Below are 13,811 nucleotides of genomic sequence, written 5' to 3'. Positions count from 1 at the left end.
GCAGGCGCTTCGAGTCGCGGCGTTGGACAACCTACGGAAATGTCGGCGTTTTTGCTTGGTGTCAACTACTGGCCGCGACGCAGCGCGATGTACATGTGGGAGCGTTTCGATCTCGGTGAGATCCGCGAGGATCTGGCGCGGATCAAAGACTTCGGACTCGATCTGGTGCGGTTTTTCCTGCGCTGGGACGACTTCCAACCCGCGCCCGACTCCATGGACAAGGACATGCTGCGGCGCTTCGATGCGATGATGCATGCAATCGCCGACGCGGGCCTGCGCGCGATGCCCACGCTCTTTTGCGGGCACATGAGCGGCGTGAACTGGCTGCCGGCGTGGTCGCTCGATCCCGGCACGCCGCATGGACGCTTTCGCACGATCGTGCGGGGAACGAGTTCGCCGTACGGGATCGGTGATTTTTATCACGACCCCAAGCTGATCGACGCGCAGGAGCGGTTTGCGCTGGCCGTCGGCGAGCGCGTCCGGGACCATCCCTCGCTCTACGCATGGGATCTGGGCAACGAGTTTTCCAATATGCGCGAGCCGCGGCAACCCGAAGATGCGGCGCAGTGGAGCGCGCGCCTGACGCAAGCGCTGGCGGAATCTTCCGGCGGCGCCGTGACCGCCGGCACGCATGGCGAGGACGTCGAGCGTGACCGGCATCTGCGCCCCTCGAGCCTCGCAGCGCCGTGGCCGCTGGCGACGATGCACGGCTATTCGGTCTATGCGACGTTCTCGACCGGCCGGCTCGACACCGATGTCGTTCCGTTCTATGCCGCATTGATCCAATCGTTTACCGGAAAGCCGTTGTTGTTTACAGAGTTCGGAAATCCGGAATGCCCGCCGGGCGCAAACACGGTCGGCGGACACGCCTGCCTGAACGAAGACGAGATGAGCACGTATGCGCAAGGCGTGCTCGAGCGTTTGCACGCGCAAGGCGCGATCGGCGCGATGTGGTGGTGCTGGAGCGATTACGATCTCTCGCTCGCCGATCAACCGCCGTTCGACCTAGCGCCGCACGAACTGCGGTTCGGCATGATTCGCGCCGACGGCGGCGAGAAGCCGGTCGCGCGCGTGCTCGCGCGCTTCGCGGCAGAGCGGCGCACGGTCAGCGCGACGCCGCCGCCGATCGCCGACGAAGCCGAGTTCTATGCCAGCCTTCCTGCGGGGATCGATGCGCTCTATCGTCGTTACCGGGGCTAGTTCGGGGATCGGCGCCGCGCTCGCGCGCCGCGCGGCGGAAGCCGGCTGGGGCGTGTTGCTGGTCGCGCGTCGCCGTGAGCGCCTCGAAGAGGTCGCGCGTGACATCCGTTTGCGCGGCGGAACGTGCGCGGCGCTCGTCGCCGACGTCATCGCGCTCGAGACACCGCAGGCAATCGTGGAGCATGCACTGCGCGCGTTCGATCGCATCGACGTCGTGGTCAATAACGCCGGCGCGGCGCACGCCTCGACGTTGCTCGATGAAAGCGCGGAGCAGATCGAACGGCAGTGGCAACTGCACGTCGCGGCGCCGCTGCGCATCGCGTCCGCGACGCTCGGCGCGGTGGAACGCGCGCGGGGCGGGTTCGTGTTCTTCGGCTCGGGACTTGCCCGGGTGCCCTCGCCCGGTTACGGCGCATATGCGCCGGCGAAGGCCGCGGTTCGTGCCGCGGCCATTCAACTGCGGCGCGAGCTGCGTCCGCGCGGCGTCTTCGTCACCTACGTCGACCCCGGCGTCGTCGACACGGAATTCTCGCGCGCCTCGGGCATGCACGAACGGCCCGCGTGGTGGCATGCCACGCCTGAACGCGTCGCTGCCGCGATCCTAGGCGGCATCGAGCGGCGCGCCGCGCGCGTCAACGCCGTTCCCTGGCAAACCGCAGCCACTGTTCTAGGTGAATGGCTGCCGGCGCTCGCCGATCGCGCAATGGTCTCGCTGGTCACGCAGCCGAAAGAAGAGCGGGAATGAGTGCATTCACCGAAGCGCTCGAACCGCTGCGACGACGCATGGAACGTGTCAAACTTCCCGAGTCGTTTGTGCGCGAGCTCCTTGTTCCGAACAGCACGATTCACCTGAACGAGGCAGCGATGCGCTGGGCCGGCATGCCGAACAAAAACGAACGCGCAGCGATGCACGAGGTGCTCGCGGCGCTGGCCGATGCGGGTTTTTTGGAACCTGAGGGAGAGGAGCACTGGCGCGTGCTGCGCGCAGCGGATTGAGCGCTACGGCGTCGGCGTGGGCATCATCATCTTGGAACCGCAATCGATCATTGCTTGCTTCGCGCTGTTCTCGTAATGCTGCTCCCAATACGCCGTCGCCTGAGCAAAGGGGGGCAGCGTCAACCCTCCTTTTGCGGCCAACGCTCGAACCTGCGGGGTCAACGTCGCCACCAAGGAGGTAGGCGTCGATGTGACCGTTGCCGCCAGTGCGAGTTGTTGCCAGGCATGCGCGGCCGTCCCGATCATGACTTTCTTGTTGGCGTCGGGGCAGATCTTGTCCATTGGGCTCGGTCCGATGGTGGCGTAGCCGAGCAGATCGCCCCAGGCCTCGAGCGCGTAGAGACGCGAAGCCAGGCGGCCATAGTCGCTCGCGGGGCAGACGCCTTGGAGGATCGTGCGCTCCTGCTCCGCGTCGGTTTGGGTAAGCGCGATCTGGACACTGCGCTGGGTCTGGTCAGACGGGTGCTTCGCGTAGTCTTGGAGCTTCTCGGCAATCGCGTCGGCCTGGATGCTGTTGCAGCGCGAGTAGGCAACGGAGACGGGCGCGCTACCAAGCGCAACCACGAGGACGGCAGCAATCATGCGCCTTGGTTCCCCCTGCCCGAAATGCCACCTTTGTAGGAACCCGCGCTTTTTTTGACAGGGCCCGCGCCCGGCGCGTATAATTCAGCGCGTTGCCCTGGGGGATGTAGCTCAGCTGGTAGAGCACTTGCTTCGCATGTAAGGGGTCAGGAGTTCGAGTCTCCTCATCTCCATAATTGAAAACCCGCGTCGTTATTGGCGATTGCGGGTTTTTCAATTTTTTGAGCGCGCGCAATTCGGACGCGAAACGTGCCATTGTCGGGTATTGTCGGGTAGTGCAATCTGCTATTCCGGACCGCGGCTCGCTTTTCTCGCAATTTCAACGCTCGTTGCTTGTGGCGGCGGAGGCGTGACCGGTGATAATCGGCCGGCGCGAAATCCCGCAAACGCATCTGCCGAGCGAGCGACGTCCGGAGTTCGGTGAACTTATTCAGATCGATGGGTCGCCCACGATTGGTTTGAAGGCCGAGCGCCTAAATGCGCGTTGCCGGTTGACGTTAAAGAAGGTCAAGCCGGGGGAGGAACCCGTACTCATATGGATTCGGGTAGAGGGAGACTCCTTTCATGAAGATTCGCGCTCTCGCAGCTGCCATCGGCGCAATCACGGTAATGTTTTTGCCACGACCGGCAAGTGCCGTCATCGAAAAAATCCTTCTTTTTAATTCGTCGGATAGGTGTGCTGTTTTTCTGGTGTCGTCCACGCCGGGCGTGTCGGGCATGGAACTGCAGACGAGAAGAATAGTGTCCGGCGGTGAGGCAAGTATAACGCCGCAGGCTAAGTACGGCCCAACGTCAGGCGCTCTTAGGATAACTGTTGAAGCCAGCGTGTACAGATCGGTGCAAGATTGTACCAGAGCAGCCAACGGAACCACCGGTCTTTACTTCACAAAGGTCAGCGGGGTGGCAAACCGCATCCCCTCAAGTAAGCCGGTCACGTGGCACGTGCGTCTGACAGGCGGGAACGGTCACTACCGCATCTATATGTAGCATATAGCAGATCCAAAACTAGGATAGACGCCTATCGGACGCACCTCGATCACCGTCGACGTGGAACTTTGGGCCGAACGCGCATCGCTCGCGGTGAGCCGTTCGAGCAATGCCCACACCCGGCGTTTGGACGGAAACAAAAAGGCCTCGCATATTTGCTAGGCTTTCTTGTTTCTCTATGCTGCTCGCAGGCGGCGCTCGATATGCTCACCCGCGACGGTCCGCGGTTCGAAGCGCGGCTCGTCCGCGCATATGCCTCGCTCTTCATCAAGCCGAACGACGTGGCGAAACCTATTCGCCGTAATTTCGAACTGACCGCACGCGAGCGGGAGATTCTCGCTTTGCTCGTCGACGGTCTCACAAACAAGGAGATCGCACAGCGCCTCGTCTTGAGCCCGCGCACGGTCGAGACGCATGTAGAGCGCGTCCTGGGGAAACTGCAGGTTGGATCACGCTCGCGCGCCATCGCGATGGCTATTCGGCTCGGATTGGTCGCGCTGGAGTTCGATGCGCCCTTTGCTCCAAGCTCGGCACCGTGATGCTTGGTCCGCCGGCATTCTGCCGATAAGACCTTCATGAAACCTACCTCGGAGCCCACCGTTTCGTTCAAGCCTTCGCCGTACCTGATTACCGTCGAGGGACCCCCACCCACGTTGGCGCTCTTTCTCGATATGCTCTATCGGCACAACGAGATCGATCGGAACTCGTGGGGCGTGTCACATAAGCGCGCAAACCGCACCGAGTTTATCAACGAGCTTCGCGCATCAAAAGATCCGTCGATGCGCTTGGGACTGTCCGTCCAAACCAAAGCGACGGCGTCGCAGATCGAGCGCTTGATTTCGACGTTGAAGTTGAAGGGCTACTTGATGCGGTCCGGTGGCGAGGAAACAGCTTAAATAGCCAGAAGGGACGCAAATGAAGGTTTTTCCAAAAGCGTTATTCCTCGTCTTTTTGTGCACCGGCGTCGCGCTTGCCGGGAAGACACTCTATCCACCCGAAACGATCGCCGTCAACGTGAGCAACCACACGCGAAATAGCGCGTGGATTACACTCTACGGGAAGACCGAGGGTAGCTCGTACAAAATTTCGCGCGCTGCCTGCGTGGATTCCGGTTCGGGCCAGGTCTTCGTCGCGCACTACACCAATACGGGCCTCTTTAACGCCGCATTTGCAAAAGTGCGGGCCGAAGTGATGGAGGGCATGGGATGCAAAGGCAAGATCATTGCCGACCTCTCCGTCGAGAGCGGTAAGCAGATCGTCACGGAGAAGAACGCCACGACCAGGCTCACCACGACGCTCATCGGCGGCAACGGGATGAACTACACGCTGACCCGGCTGTAATGCGGTAAGTCACTAAGCGCTAGAAGCCCATCGCTCTTGGGCTGCAGCCTTCGGGTTCTAGCGTTCGCGCGGCCTCGGCGACCAACTTTTCTTCACGCGAGTTCTCCTTGGGCCGAAGCCGGGAAGCTCGCGGTTCAACCTTGAGCCGTTTTGCCACCTCATGGCGGCATAGTTCGCCGGGCAGCAGCCCTACTGCGCTCGGCAAGATTTAGGCAGCGCTAGGCCATTCAGCTTCGCGAGGATAAGCCGCGCACCAAGAAAAAGCGTAAGCAACCTATGGTGACGGATATTAGCAAGCTCGTACCTTTTACAGGATACTACTCAATGAGCGTCGGCGCCGGCGCATTCCTGTCTATCGACACTATAGAGAAGCGATTCATGCCTCCGGGCGACGCAACGTCTCCTCTTCACGAGATAAGCGAAATATCCATTAACGTCTCGATGGACGGTAGATCCTGTGCGACGTATCCCTTCAACCAGGGCGGCACTTTTAATGGCAGCAGGTTGAACATTCCCGGCCGGCTGACTCTCGACTTTCGAAGAGAATACCAGAAGGGTCGCTTAGCGTCTTTTTCGGGAACGATCGAAGGCGTTAACGTAACTGGCGAGACGTATTTCAATCAGGTACCACTCTCGGCGTTCGTGGGCAACTACTATGACGTCCAAACGTCCAGAAGTGCTCTATCAGTTACAGACAGCTTGGAGGTGCTATTCGATTTTGATATGTTTCTCAATGGACCGGCTCGGGAGCTACGGCGAGTGCAAAGCTATAACTATGTGCCGGCAATGTTCGTCCTAACCTTTAGCGACGAATCGAGTGCACAGCCAAGTAAGTTTACCTTGATGTTGGGAACTGCGGGCAAGAATGGATTGGCGTGCAGCATTCAGGGTGGAGGCGCGCCGAGGCTTGCGGTATCTATTCTGCCATTCACTCCGAAAGACTAACGCTCGCGCGAGCAGTTTCGTTAGACACTAGAGACATCCGGTTCGAGCAGGTTCTCACTCGCGGCTCGGCCGCCGGTACGACCTCGGAGGAGTAGCTGCTGATTGCTGTCGTGAATCGGGAATTAGCACGCCTTTTACTTCTGACAATTTCTCCTTGCTCTATTTCGGCAGCTTGGGATTTCGCAAGCTGCTCGATCATCTGCTCGCGGGTCCCGCGGTGGACCCCGCGCGATACCAGCGCGCGAACGCCAGGTACCAATCGAGGGACTTCGGATTCATCATCGCGTCGCGGCTCGCGACGCAGTCGGGCTCGGCGCCTCCGAGGATCCGGCGCACTGCCACTTCCATCTTCTTGCCGGTCAGCGTATAGGGGATTGCATCGACCGCATGCATCTCGTCGGGAACGTGGCGCGGGCTACAATCCGCTCGCAATTTGTCCGCGATGCGCGACCGCAGGGCGTCGTCGAGTTCGACGCCCGAGGCCGTCTTCACGAAGAGGGGCATATAGAAACCGCCACCGGGCAATTCGAGACAGACGACGAGACTGTCCGCAACTTCTTCGAGTGCTTCGACTGCGCGATAGATTTCCGCGGAACCGATCCGAACGCCGTAGCGGTTGAGCGTCGCATCGGAGCGACCGTAGATGTACGCGCCGCCGCGATCGTTGATGCGGATAAAATCGCCGTGACACCAGACGCCCGGAAATTTCTCGAAGTACGTTGCGCGATAGCGTTCGCCGCCAGGATCATTCCAGAAGAACAGCGGCATCGACGGCGCCGGGCTCGTAACGACGAGTTCACCGACTTCGTCGTCGACCTCTTCGCCCGCGTCGTTCCATACGTGCACGTCCATGCCAAGCCCGCGCGCTTGGATTTCGCCCGCGTAGACCGGTTGGAGCGGCGTGCCGCCGACCCACGCCCCGACGATCTCGGTGCCGCCGGACGGCGAATTAACCCAGATGTCGTCTTTGACATTGTCGTAAAACCAGGCCGTCGTCTCCGGCGAAACGGGCGATCCTGTCAAGAGCACGCTGTCGAGTTTCGAGAGATCGAAGCGTTCGCGCGGCACAATGGCCGCTTTCTTCATCATTTCAACGAATGCCGGACTCGCGCCGAATGTGGTCGCGCCCGCGCCGGCAGCCAACTGCCAAAGCATCGACGGATCCGGATACGCCGGATGGCCGTCGTAGAGCACGGCGGAACTGCCTTGCAGCATCACCGAGAGCAATGCGTTCCACATCATCCAACCGGTCGTGGAATAGAAGAACATCCGCTTTGAGGGCCCGAGATTCTGGCCAAGTCCCGTCGACTTGAGGTGTTCGACGAGCACGCCGACATGCGCGTGCGCGATCGCTTTTGGCAGGCCTGTCGTTCCCGACGAGAAGAGCACCCAGAGCGGATGGTCGTAGGCGACGCGCTCAAACGTAAACGCTTCACGCGCGACCGGCGCTGCATTCGCGACTTGCGACCACGGCAATGCGCCTGCGATCGGTGGATCGACCTGGTCCGGCCTAAGATACGGAAACCACACAACGTGCTGCACCGTCGGAAGTTCGGCGAGGATCTCGCGAATGACGGGCGTTCGATCGTAGTCTTTGCCCGCGAACCGATAGCCGTCGGCGACAAAGATCAGCCTCGGCTCGATCTGGGCGAAGCGATCGATGACGGTGCGCGCGCCGAACTCGGGAGCAGCCGAGGACCACACCGCCCCGATGGCCGTCGTCGCGAGCATGGCGATCGCAGTTTCGGGTACGTTCGGCATGTAGGCGACCACGCGATCCCCTGGTGCGATGCCAAGATCGCGTAGCGCGGTCGCGAACGAACGTACGGCTGCGCCAAGTTCGTGCCACGTCATTGTCGCGAGTGCACGCGTTTCCGAGCCGTGGACGAACGCGATCTCATCCGGTGCCGCAGATCGCTCGCGGCGGAGCAAGTGCTCGGCGTAGTTCACTCGCGAACCCGTGAACCATCGCGCGCCGGGCATCACGCGGGCATCGAGCACCTGGTCGTACGGGCGATCGGATTCTACGTCGTAGAACGACCAGATCGCGCTCCAAAACCCCACGAGATCGGTGACCGACCAGCGGCGCAAAGCCTCATAGTCGCTGAAACGAAGCTCTCGTTCGCGCGCGAGCCAGCCCATGAACCTGGCGATCTGCGACTGCGCGACTTGCGCGGGATCCGGTGTCCAGAGGAGTTGGCCTTCGGTCATCGAGTTCGCAGGCTTGCTCGATCGGGCAACGTTTTCCCGCAAAATGTCCGGAATCGTCCGGATGTTTCAGTCGACGGTCACGACCCCCGTCGCATCGACGTAATCGCAAAGCGCGAAGCACCGGCACCGCCCTGCGTCACGCCGAACCGACGCCTCGCGTTCAGGCAATGTTCGCTTACTCGACGAAAGTACGAAGTGGGTGCTCGCCGGCGTCCCTAGGAGTTCGAACCTTTCCACATCCGCTATTCCTCTTCGCGCTCGCGGCGGCGCGTCTGCGCGGCCTTTCGCGCCGCGGACTCCGCCACTCCGGTGCGTTCCTTGGTTGCCACCGCTTTCCGGGCGCTCTCTTGGCGATGCGCTTGCGGGTGAACGCCAAGCTCCTGCCATGACGTTTCCGAGAGGTCGACGCCATAATACGTTGCCGCCGCTTCGATGTTGGCGAAAGCAAGAGCGCGATCGTCATCAGAGACGCCCGTCACTTGATCGAATCGAGCTACGGCGTTGCGAACGTGCTGGGCGTCGGTCAGCGGCTCTTTGCGCTGCTTCGGGAAAGCAAAGACGCTGTCGGGCAAATCGCTTTGCATGGTAAGCGGCCCATGCTTTTCATGCGGTTCCCAAGTCGTTTTCATCGTAGTTACTCCTATCAGACGCTGCCGACGACGAGATCGTCCTCAGACTGCCGTGACGCCCCGCACCGACCACGCACGCGCAGCCTCGTCATCGCTCGATGAGTCAATGTGAAATTTCGCATCCGAGAGCACGTGCGGGAGCGTGCAATAGCTAGACGTACGTGAAGGTTATACATCCGCGAATTGACCGGATGAAGAAGCAAGCCTACAGCGAATTCAGTGACCGTACTACCGGCCGCAAGCCTGTTTCCAAACGCCGCAGGGGTGACTCGATGTTTTCTCATGGTACCAGCGAACGACAATCGCCGAATATGAACCTTTTGGGCGGTCTTTAATGGCCTTTCAGTGCCATATCGATGAGTTCGGCACGCAAACCGCCGCCGCGTCGGGAATCCCCACCGTTGCGCAGGGAAGAGCCATTCACGTTTCGGGGCGCGTCGTGGACCCCGAACGCGGCGTCGTACCGCGCCGCATCTTCGGCGCCGTCGACGACAGCCTGATCGTGCACGCGACGAGAATCGCAAAAGATGGTTTCAACCTAGCCGTTGCCACTCGCGATCTGTTGCCGAGACGGCACATGCTCTCGATCGTCGCGGAGGACCCGGATGGCTTGCTGTGGCGTGTCGAGCAGAGATCTTTTGTCGTCACGCCGGCGGATTCGTCGCCGGCATTCCCGCGCGTCATCGTGATCGGGGCGCCCAAAAGCGGCTCGACGTATACCTGGCTGGTCCTGACGAAGTACTTTGGCACCGAAGAGTTGACGCCGGGTGCGCTCTTCCGCGGCACGCAGCCGCTGCTCGATGATTGGACACTCGAACGCTTGCACGGGCGCTCCTATGTTGCGCACATGCACTTATCGCCCAACTCGTTCAACCTTCGCGCAGTCGCCGATGAATCGATCACTCCAATCGTGCTGTGGCGCAATCTGGGCGACGCGATCGTCTCGAACGACGACCACTTCCGGCGGATCCAGGAAGCGGCGCCCGACGACGACGGCACCAAATATCTTGCCATGACAGCGCAAGTGCGGTACCAGTTTCTCATCCGTTTCCATCTGGCGGAGTATATTAGCTTTTATCTTGGTTGGCGGCGCGCAGGCCAGCCGGTCTTTCGTTACGAGGAGATGGTCGCGAACGAGAACACCTTTTTCGAGCGAATCATCACGCGCATCGCGGACGCCGTCGATGCCGAACGGCTGCAGATCGCCCGCGCCGCGGCTGGATCAGACTCGCAGACACGGCAGAACAAGAACGTCGGCAAGGTCGGCCGGTCCACGCAGCTGTTTACCGACGAAACGAAAGCGTTCCTCGAGGAGACGCTACGAAACTATTTCGTGCCGCTCGACGAACTCATCGCTGAGCTTCCGTGGCGCTAGTCGCTACCCCGGTCCTTCGCGTACGACGATGACCTCGGCATCTTCGGCCTCGCCGAACAGACGACTGACGAGTTCCGGACGTCGCTCGAGCACGCGGCGCTGGTTGACGGAGCCCTTGTCCGTGATCTCGCCCTCAACCGGGGAGAGCGCCTCGAACGTGAGGATCGCGCGACCGATCCGAAACGTCGATCCGCTGGGTTTAGAATTGTGTGCGCGCAGCAGCGATGCAACGGCGTCGCGCAGCGAGCCGGCTTGCGGGTGGGCGGCGCGCGCTCGCTCGCCAAGAATGAGCACGACCCCGACCTCGTCTTGATTCTCGCCGCACACAACGCAGTCGTCGACGAGCGAACCCGCCACGCTCAGTACCGCGACGCGCACGCCGCCCGCGTCGACCCACGCGCCGTTCGAGAGTTTGAAATTCTCCGCGATCCGTCCATCGAAGAGCAGTCCCCGCGCCGGATCGCTTGGATCCTGGAACTTCATCGCATCGCCCGTGCGATAGAATCCCTGCGTATCGAATGCTTCCGCCGTCAGGTCTGGGCTGCGCCAATATCCCGGCGTCACATTCGGGCCTTTCACACGCACTTCGAGCCGGTGCTCACTCTTGACGAAAAGCATCTCCGTACCAGGCAGCGGCAACCCGACGTCGGCGGGGTTTTGCAGCGGGTAGTGGATAGCGGTCACTGCCGGCGCCGTCTCCGTAAGCCCCCACGCGCCGACGACCACGATCTCGCGCGTAGCGTATCGCTGCGAGAGCTCGCGCAGCGCGTCCCACGTCGACGGCGGCAGCGCGGCCGCCGCGTTTTGAATAAGGCGTAACCGCGAGAAGAATCGCTTCGCGAACGTCTGGTCGGCCTTCAGCGCTTCCACCAGCATCGCGTGTCCACGCGGCACATTGAAGTAAAGCGTCGGAGGCTGCTCGCGCAAGTTCTGCAGCGATCGTTCGAAGCGCCCGGGCAACGGACGCCCGTCATCGATATACAGCGTGCCTCCATTGAAGAGGACCATGTTGAAGTTATGGTTGCCGCCGAACGTGTGATGCCACGGCAGCCAGTCGTTGAGAATGACGTCGCCCTCACGCAGGTGCGGCCAAACCTGCGCGAGCATCTGCTGGTTCGAGCAAAGCATCCGGAAGGTGTTCACGACACCTTTCGGTTCGCCGGTCGACCCCGACGTGAAAAGCACCTTCGCGATGTCGTCCGGCTTGACGTTGCGATGCATCGCGTCGACGCGTTCGGATACGGGCGTTGCTGCGAGCTTCTCCAAGCGCAGCGCGTCGCCGCGCGGCCCCGTTCCATGGGCGACGAGGATGGGAACACGCGCGCCGAGCGACGCGAGCGCATCGCGGTAGAGGTCGGCATCGTCCGCGAACACGAGCTTCGGGTCGAGGGCGTCCAGTACCATCCGCAGCCGGCGAAGGTCGCCGTAAAGCACCGAATACGGCGGCGAAATCGGCGCCGCGGGAATCCCGACGTACTGGGCCGCGAGCGACACGATTGCGTGCGCGATCGATGCACCGGAGAGCAGCGCGATCGGCGTTTCGCGGTCCAAACCGAGCTCCACGAACGCGGCGGCGACACCCTGCACGGCGTTGCGCATCTCAAGATACGTTATCGAACGCCATTCTTCGCCGTTGCGTTCGGCTAAGAAGACGCGGTCCGGGCGCTCCTGCGCCCAACGGTCGAGCACCGCGCCGGTGTTTGGAGGATACGCCAGTAAGGGATCGCGAGAACGTAGGAGTAGCGTGCCGTCGGAGCGCGTCAACAGCTCGACATTGGGCGCGGCAAACATCTCCACCTCAGAGCAGTCCGCGGAACATCGTGGCACCTCCCGTTTGGTGCGCGCAGCGCCCCCAGCCCGACCGCGCCGGAAAAATTTTCACAACCGAGCACGTTCACGCGTTGATCCCTCCGAGTAAGCTCGAGGAGGTCCCCTTGAAAGACTTCGCACGATTCGCGCTCGCCCTGCTGCTCACGGCTTGCGCCACCGCTAACGCGCAAGAGGGGCAGACCCCGAGTGCGCACTCGACGATGGCACCGATCGGCCAGTACCTCATGAGGAGCGCCGCCGCGGAAATCGCGCTCGCGCGCTCGGCGGCGCCGCCCTCCATCGGCGACCACGCCGAGGTGCTCGTGCTCGGCAAGCATGGGTATTACGTTGCAGCGAAGGGGACCAACGGCTTCGTCTGCTTCGTCGGTCGCCAGTGGTTCTCGTCCGAATTTTCCAACGCGCTATTTTGGAGTCCCAAGACGCGGGGACCGGAATGTATGAACCCGCCGGCCGCACGCAGCGTGCTGCCGCAGTTCCTCGCTCGCACGAAGTGGGTGCTCGCCGGTGCGACGCTGCAGCAGCTCATCGCGAAAACAAAGGCTGCGTTCGCAAGCCATCGCTTCGCGACGCCCGCGCCCGCCTCGTTTTCGTTCATGCTCTCGCATCAGCAGTACTTTGCCGCGGCCGATGGCCCGTGGCTGCCCCATGTGATGCCGTACGTTCCGCACGGACAAGCGGCACAGTGGGGGGCCGGGCTTCCCGGATCGCCGGTCCTGGGCGGCGAGGGCTCGCCGTACTTGCCGACCGTGCTCTACATCCCGGTGCGCCGCTGGTCGGACGGCTCGCCCGCACCGTCGCCGCCCCCGATGGACCACCACAAGATGTGATCACCGGCGTGCACGTCTATGCACCTACGAAATACTGACGGCAGTTTCGAGAAGCATCTGCACGGCGGCCTTATCGTGCGGCGTCGCCGGATTGTAAACGACCATACTCAGGTGCCGTTTCCCGTCGATCGCGAAAGCGGAATATTCGAGGGTGATCGGGCCTGCGATGGGATGGGCAATATATTTCGTGCCCTCGCCATGCGTGCGCACGGCATGATCGCGCCACAATGCGCGAAATTCCGGCGAGGACACGCTCAGCTCGTCGACCAACGTCCTCGCGTGTTCGGAGACACCCGCTCTCGCCGTTTCGGTTCGGAACGTCGCTACCACAAAGGTCGCGACGCTCTCCCAGTGCAGCATCGTTTCGCGAACGCGCGGATCGAAGACCACGCGCAGCAAATTGCGCCGGTCTTCCGGAAGCGCCATCAAGTCGCGAAAGACCGCCGCAGCCACGCGATTCCACGCAACGACGTCCCACTCGGGCGTCTTGATGTACGCCGCGCTATACTCCATGGCGTCGAGAATGCGCTGCAGTTGCGGCGAAACGCCGCCGGCTTCGCGGTGACGGACCTCCGGCGGCCGGTTTTGCGCCAGTAAGAAGAGATGCTCGCGCTCGGTATCTGTCAACGCGAGCGCATCAGCCAGCCGATCGAGCACGTCGGCCGACGGTGGACCGCCGCGTCCCTGCTCGAGCCAGGTGTACCACGTCGTGCTCACGCCGGCGCGCTCTGCAACTTCCTCGCGCCGCAAGCCCGGCGTGCGGCGCCGGCTGCCGTTGTAACCGAAGCTCGCGGCGTCGAGCTTGGTGCGGCGGTCTTTTAGAAAATCTCCGAGCCCGTTACTCATTATAGGGGTATAACCCCACGGCTTTTCGCGGGGTGGCGCCGC

The 13,811-nt window shown here is 62.0% G+C and carries 15 protein-coding genes and 1 tRNA gene; 11 read left to right on the top strand and 5 right to left on the bottom strand.

Annotation, left to right across the window (positions count from 1 at the left end; genetic code table 11):
- Nucleotides 1-39 precede the first annotated feature (39 nt).
- The 3 genes from VMF11_04125 to VMF11_04115 are packed head-to-tail and all read left to right on the top strand — an operon-like array spanning nt 40 to nt 2,196.
- Nucleotides 40-1,200, top strand: a complete 1,161-nt coding sequence (locus VMF11_04125) for a cellulase family glycosylhydrolase (protein ID HTU69487.1) — start codon at nt 40-42, stop codon at nt 1,198-1,200.
- On the top strand, nt 1,172-1,945 hold the full coding sequence (locus tag VMF11_04120) for an SDR family NAD(P)-dependent oxidoreductase (GenBank protein ID HTU69486.1): 774 nt from the start codon (nt 1,172-1,174) through the stop codon (nt 1,943-1,945). Before VMF11_04125 ends, VMF11_04120 begins: the two co-directional genes overlap by 29 nt.
- Complete coding sequence (locus tag VMF11_04115; protein ID HTU69485.1) at nt 1,942-2,196, top strand: hypothetical protein; 255 nt, start codon at nt 1,942-1,944, stop codon at nt 2,194-2,196. Before VMF11_04120 ends, VMF11_04115 begins: the two co-directional genes overlap by 4 nt.
- A 3-nt stretch (nt 2,197-2,199) precedes the next feature.
- Here the strand turns inward: VMF11_04115 and VMF11_04110 are convergent, their stop codons facing one another.
- Nucleotides 2,200-2,778, bottom strand: a complete 579-nt coding sequence (locus tag VMF11_04110; protein ID HTU69484.1) for a hypothetical protein — start codon at nt 2,776-2,778, stop codon at nt 2,200-2,202.
- A 100-nt stretch (nt 2,779-2,878) separates the two neighbouring features.
- Here VMF11_04110 and VMF11_04105 point away from each other — a divergent pair.
- The 6 genes from VMF11_04105 to VMF11_04080 all read left to right on the top strand — a co-directional run bounded on the left by VMF11_04105 (nt 2,879) and on the right by VMF11_04080 (nt 6,051).
- Nucleotides 2,879-2,951 (top strand) — tRNA-Ala (locus VMF11_04105).
- Between the two features lie 391 nt (nt 2,952-3,342).
- On the top strand, nt 3,343-3,765 hold the full coding sequence (locus tag VMF11_04100; GenBank protein ID HTU69483.1) for a hypothetical protein: 423 nt from the start codon (nt 3,343-3,345) through the stop codon (nt 3,763-3,765).
- 203 nt (nt 3,766-3,968) lie between these two features.
- Complete coding sequence (locus VMF11_04095; GenBank protein HTU69482.1) at nt 3,969-4,304, top strand: response regulator transcription factor; 336 nt, start codon at nt 3,969-3,971, stop codon at nt 4,302-4,304.
- Nucleotides 4,305-4,418: 114 nt separating this feature from the next.
- A complete protein-coding gene (locus VMF11_04090; GenBank protein HTU69481.1) occupies nt 4,419-4,661 on the top strand; it encodes a hypothetical protein in 243 nt (80 codons plus the stop codon).
- Nucleotides 4,662-4,680: 19 nt separating this feature from the next.
- Nucleotides 4,681-5,106, top strand: a complete 426-nt coding sequence (locus tag VMF11_04085) for a hypothetical protein (GenBank protein ID HTU69480.1) — start codon at nt 4,681-4,683, stop codon at nt 5,104-5,106.
- A gap of 276 nt (nt 5,107-5,382) precedes the next feature.
- On the top strand, nt 5,383-6,051 hold the full coding sequence (locus VMF11_04080; GenBank protein HTU69479.1) for a hypothetical protein: 669 nt from the start codon (nt 5,383-5,385) through the stop codon (nt 6,049-6,051).
- A gap of 195 nt (nt 6,052-6,246) precedes the next feature.
- On the opposite strand, the gene VMF11_04075 is transcribed toward VMF11_04080, so the two are convergent.
- Together VMF11_04075 and VMF11_04070 are read right to left on the bottom strand one after the other, a co-directional pair.
- On the bottom strand, nt 6,247-8,262 hold the full coding sequence (locus VMF11_04075; GenBank protein ID HTU69478.1) for an acetoacetate--CoA ligase: 2,016 nt from the start codon (nt 8,260-8,262) through the stop codon (nt 6,247-6,249).
- 242 nt (nt 8,263-8,504) lie between these two features.
- A complete protein-coding gene (locus tag VMF11_04070; GenBank protein HTU69477.1) occupies nt 8,505-8,891 on the bottom strand; it encodes a DUF6582 domain-containing protein in 387 nt (128 codons plus the stop codon).
- Between the two features lie 334 nt (nt 8,892-9,225).
- Here VMF11_04070 and VMF11_04065 point away from each other — a divergent pair, with 334 nt between their 5' ends.
- Nucleotides 9,226-10,266 carry a hypothetical protein gene (locus VMF11_04065; GenBank protein HTU69476.1) on the top strand — a complete coding sequence of 347 codons (1,041 nt, stop codon included), beginning with the start codon at nt 9,226-9,228 and terminating at the stop codon, nt 10,264-10,266.
- A gap of 3 nt (nt 10,267-10,269) precedes the next feature.
- On the opposite strand, the gene VMF11_04060 is transcribed toward VMF11_04065, so the two are convergent.
- Nucleotides 10,270-12,057 carry a feruloyl-CoA synthase gene (locus tag VMF11_04060; GenBank protein HTU69475.1) on the bottom strand — a complete coding sequence of 596 codons (1,788 nt, stop codon included), beginning with the start codon at nt 12,055-12,057 and terminating at the stop codon, nt 10,270-10,272.
- Nucleotides 12,058-12,200: 143 nt separating this feature from the next.
- Between VMF11_04060 and VMF11_04055 the strand changes: the two genes are divergently transcribed.
- Nucleotides 12,201-12,923, top strand: a complete 723-nt coding sequence (locus VMF11_04055; protein HTU69474.1) for a hypothetical protein — start codon at nt 12,201-12,203, stop codon at nt 12,921-12,923.
- A gap of 24 nt (nt 12,924-12,947) precedes the next feature.
- Here VMF11_04055 and VMF11_04050 read toward each other — a convergent pair whose 3' ends face one another.
- Nucleotides 12,948-13,769, bottom strand: coding sequence for a helix-turn-helix transcriptional regulator (locus VMF11_04050; protein HTU69473.1), 822 nt, complete (start codon nt 13,767-13,769; stop codon nt 12,948-12,950).
- Nucleotides 13,770-13,811 lie beyond the last annotated feature (42 nt).

It is taken from the genome of Candidatus Baltobacteraceae bacterium (assembly GCA_035502855.1).
In the GTDB taxonomy this organism is placed as follows: domain Bacteria; phylum Vulcanimicrobiota; class Vulcanimicrobiia; order Vulcanimicrobiales; family Vulcanimicrobiaceae; genus Aquilonibacter.
The sequence above is the reverse complement of the archived record's forward strand: the minus strand, read 5'-3'. Positions and strand labels throughout refer to the sequence as shown.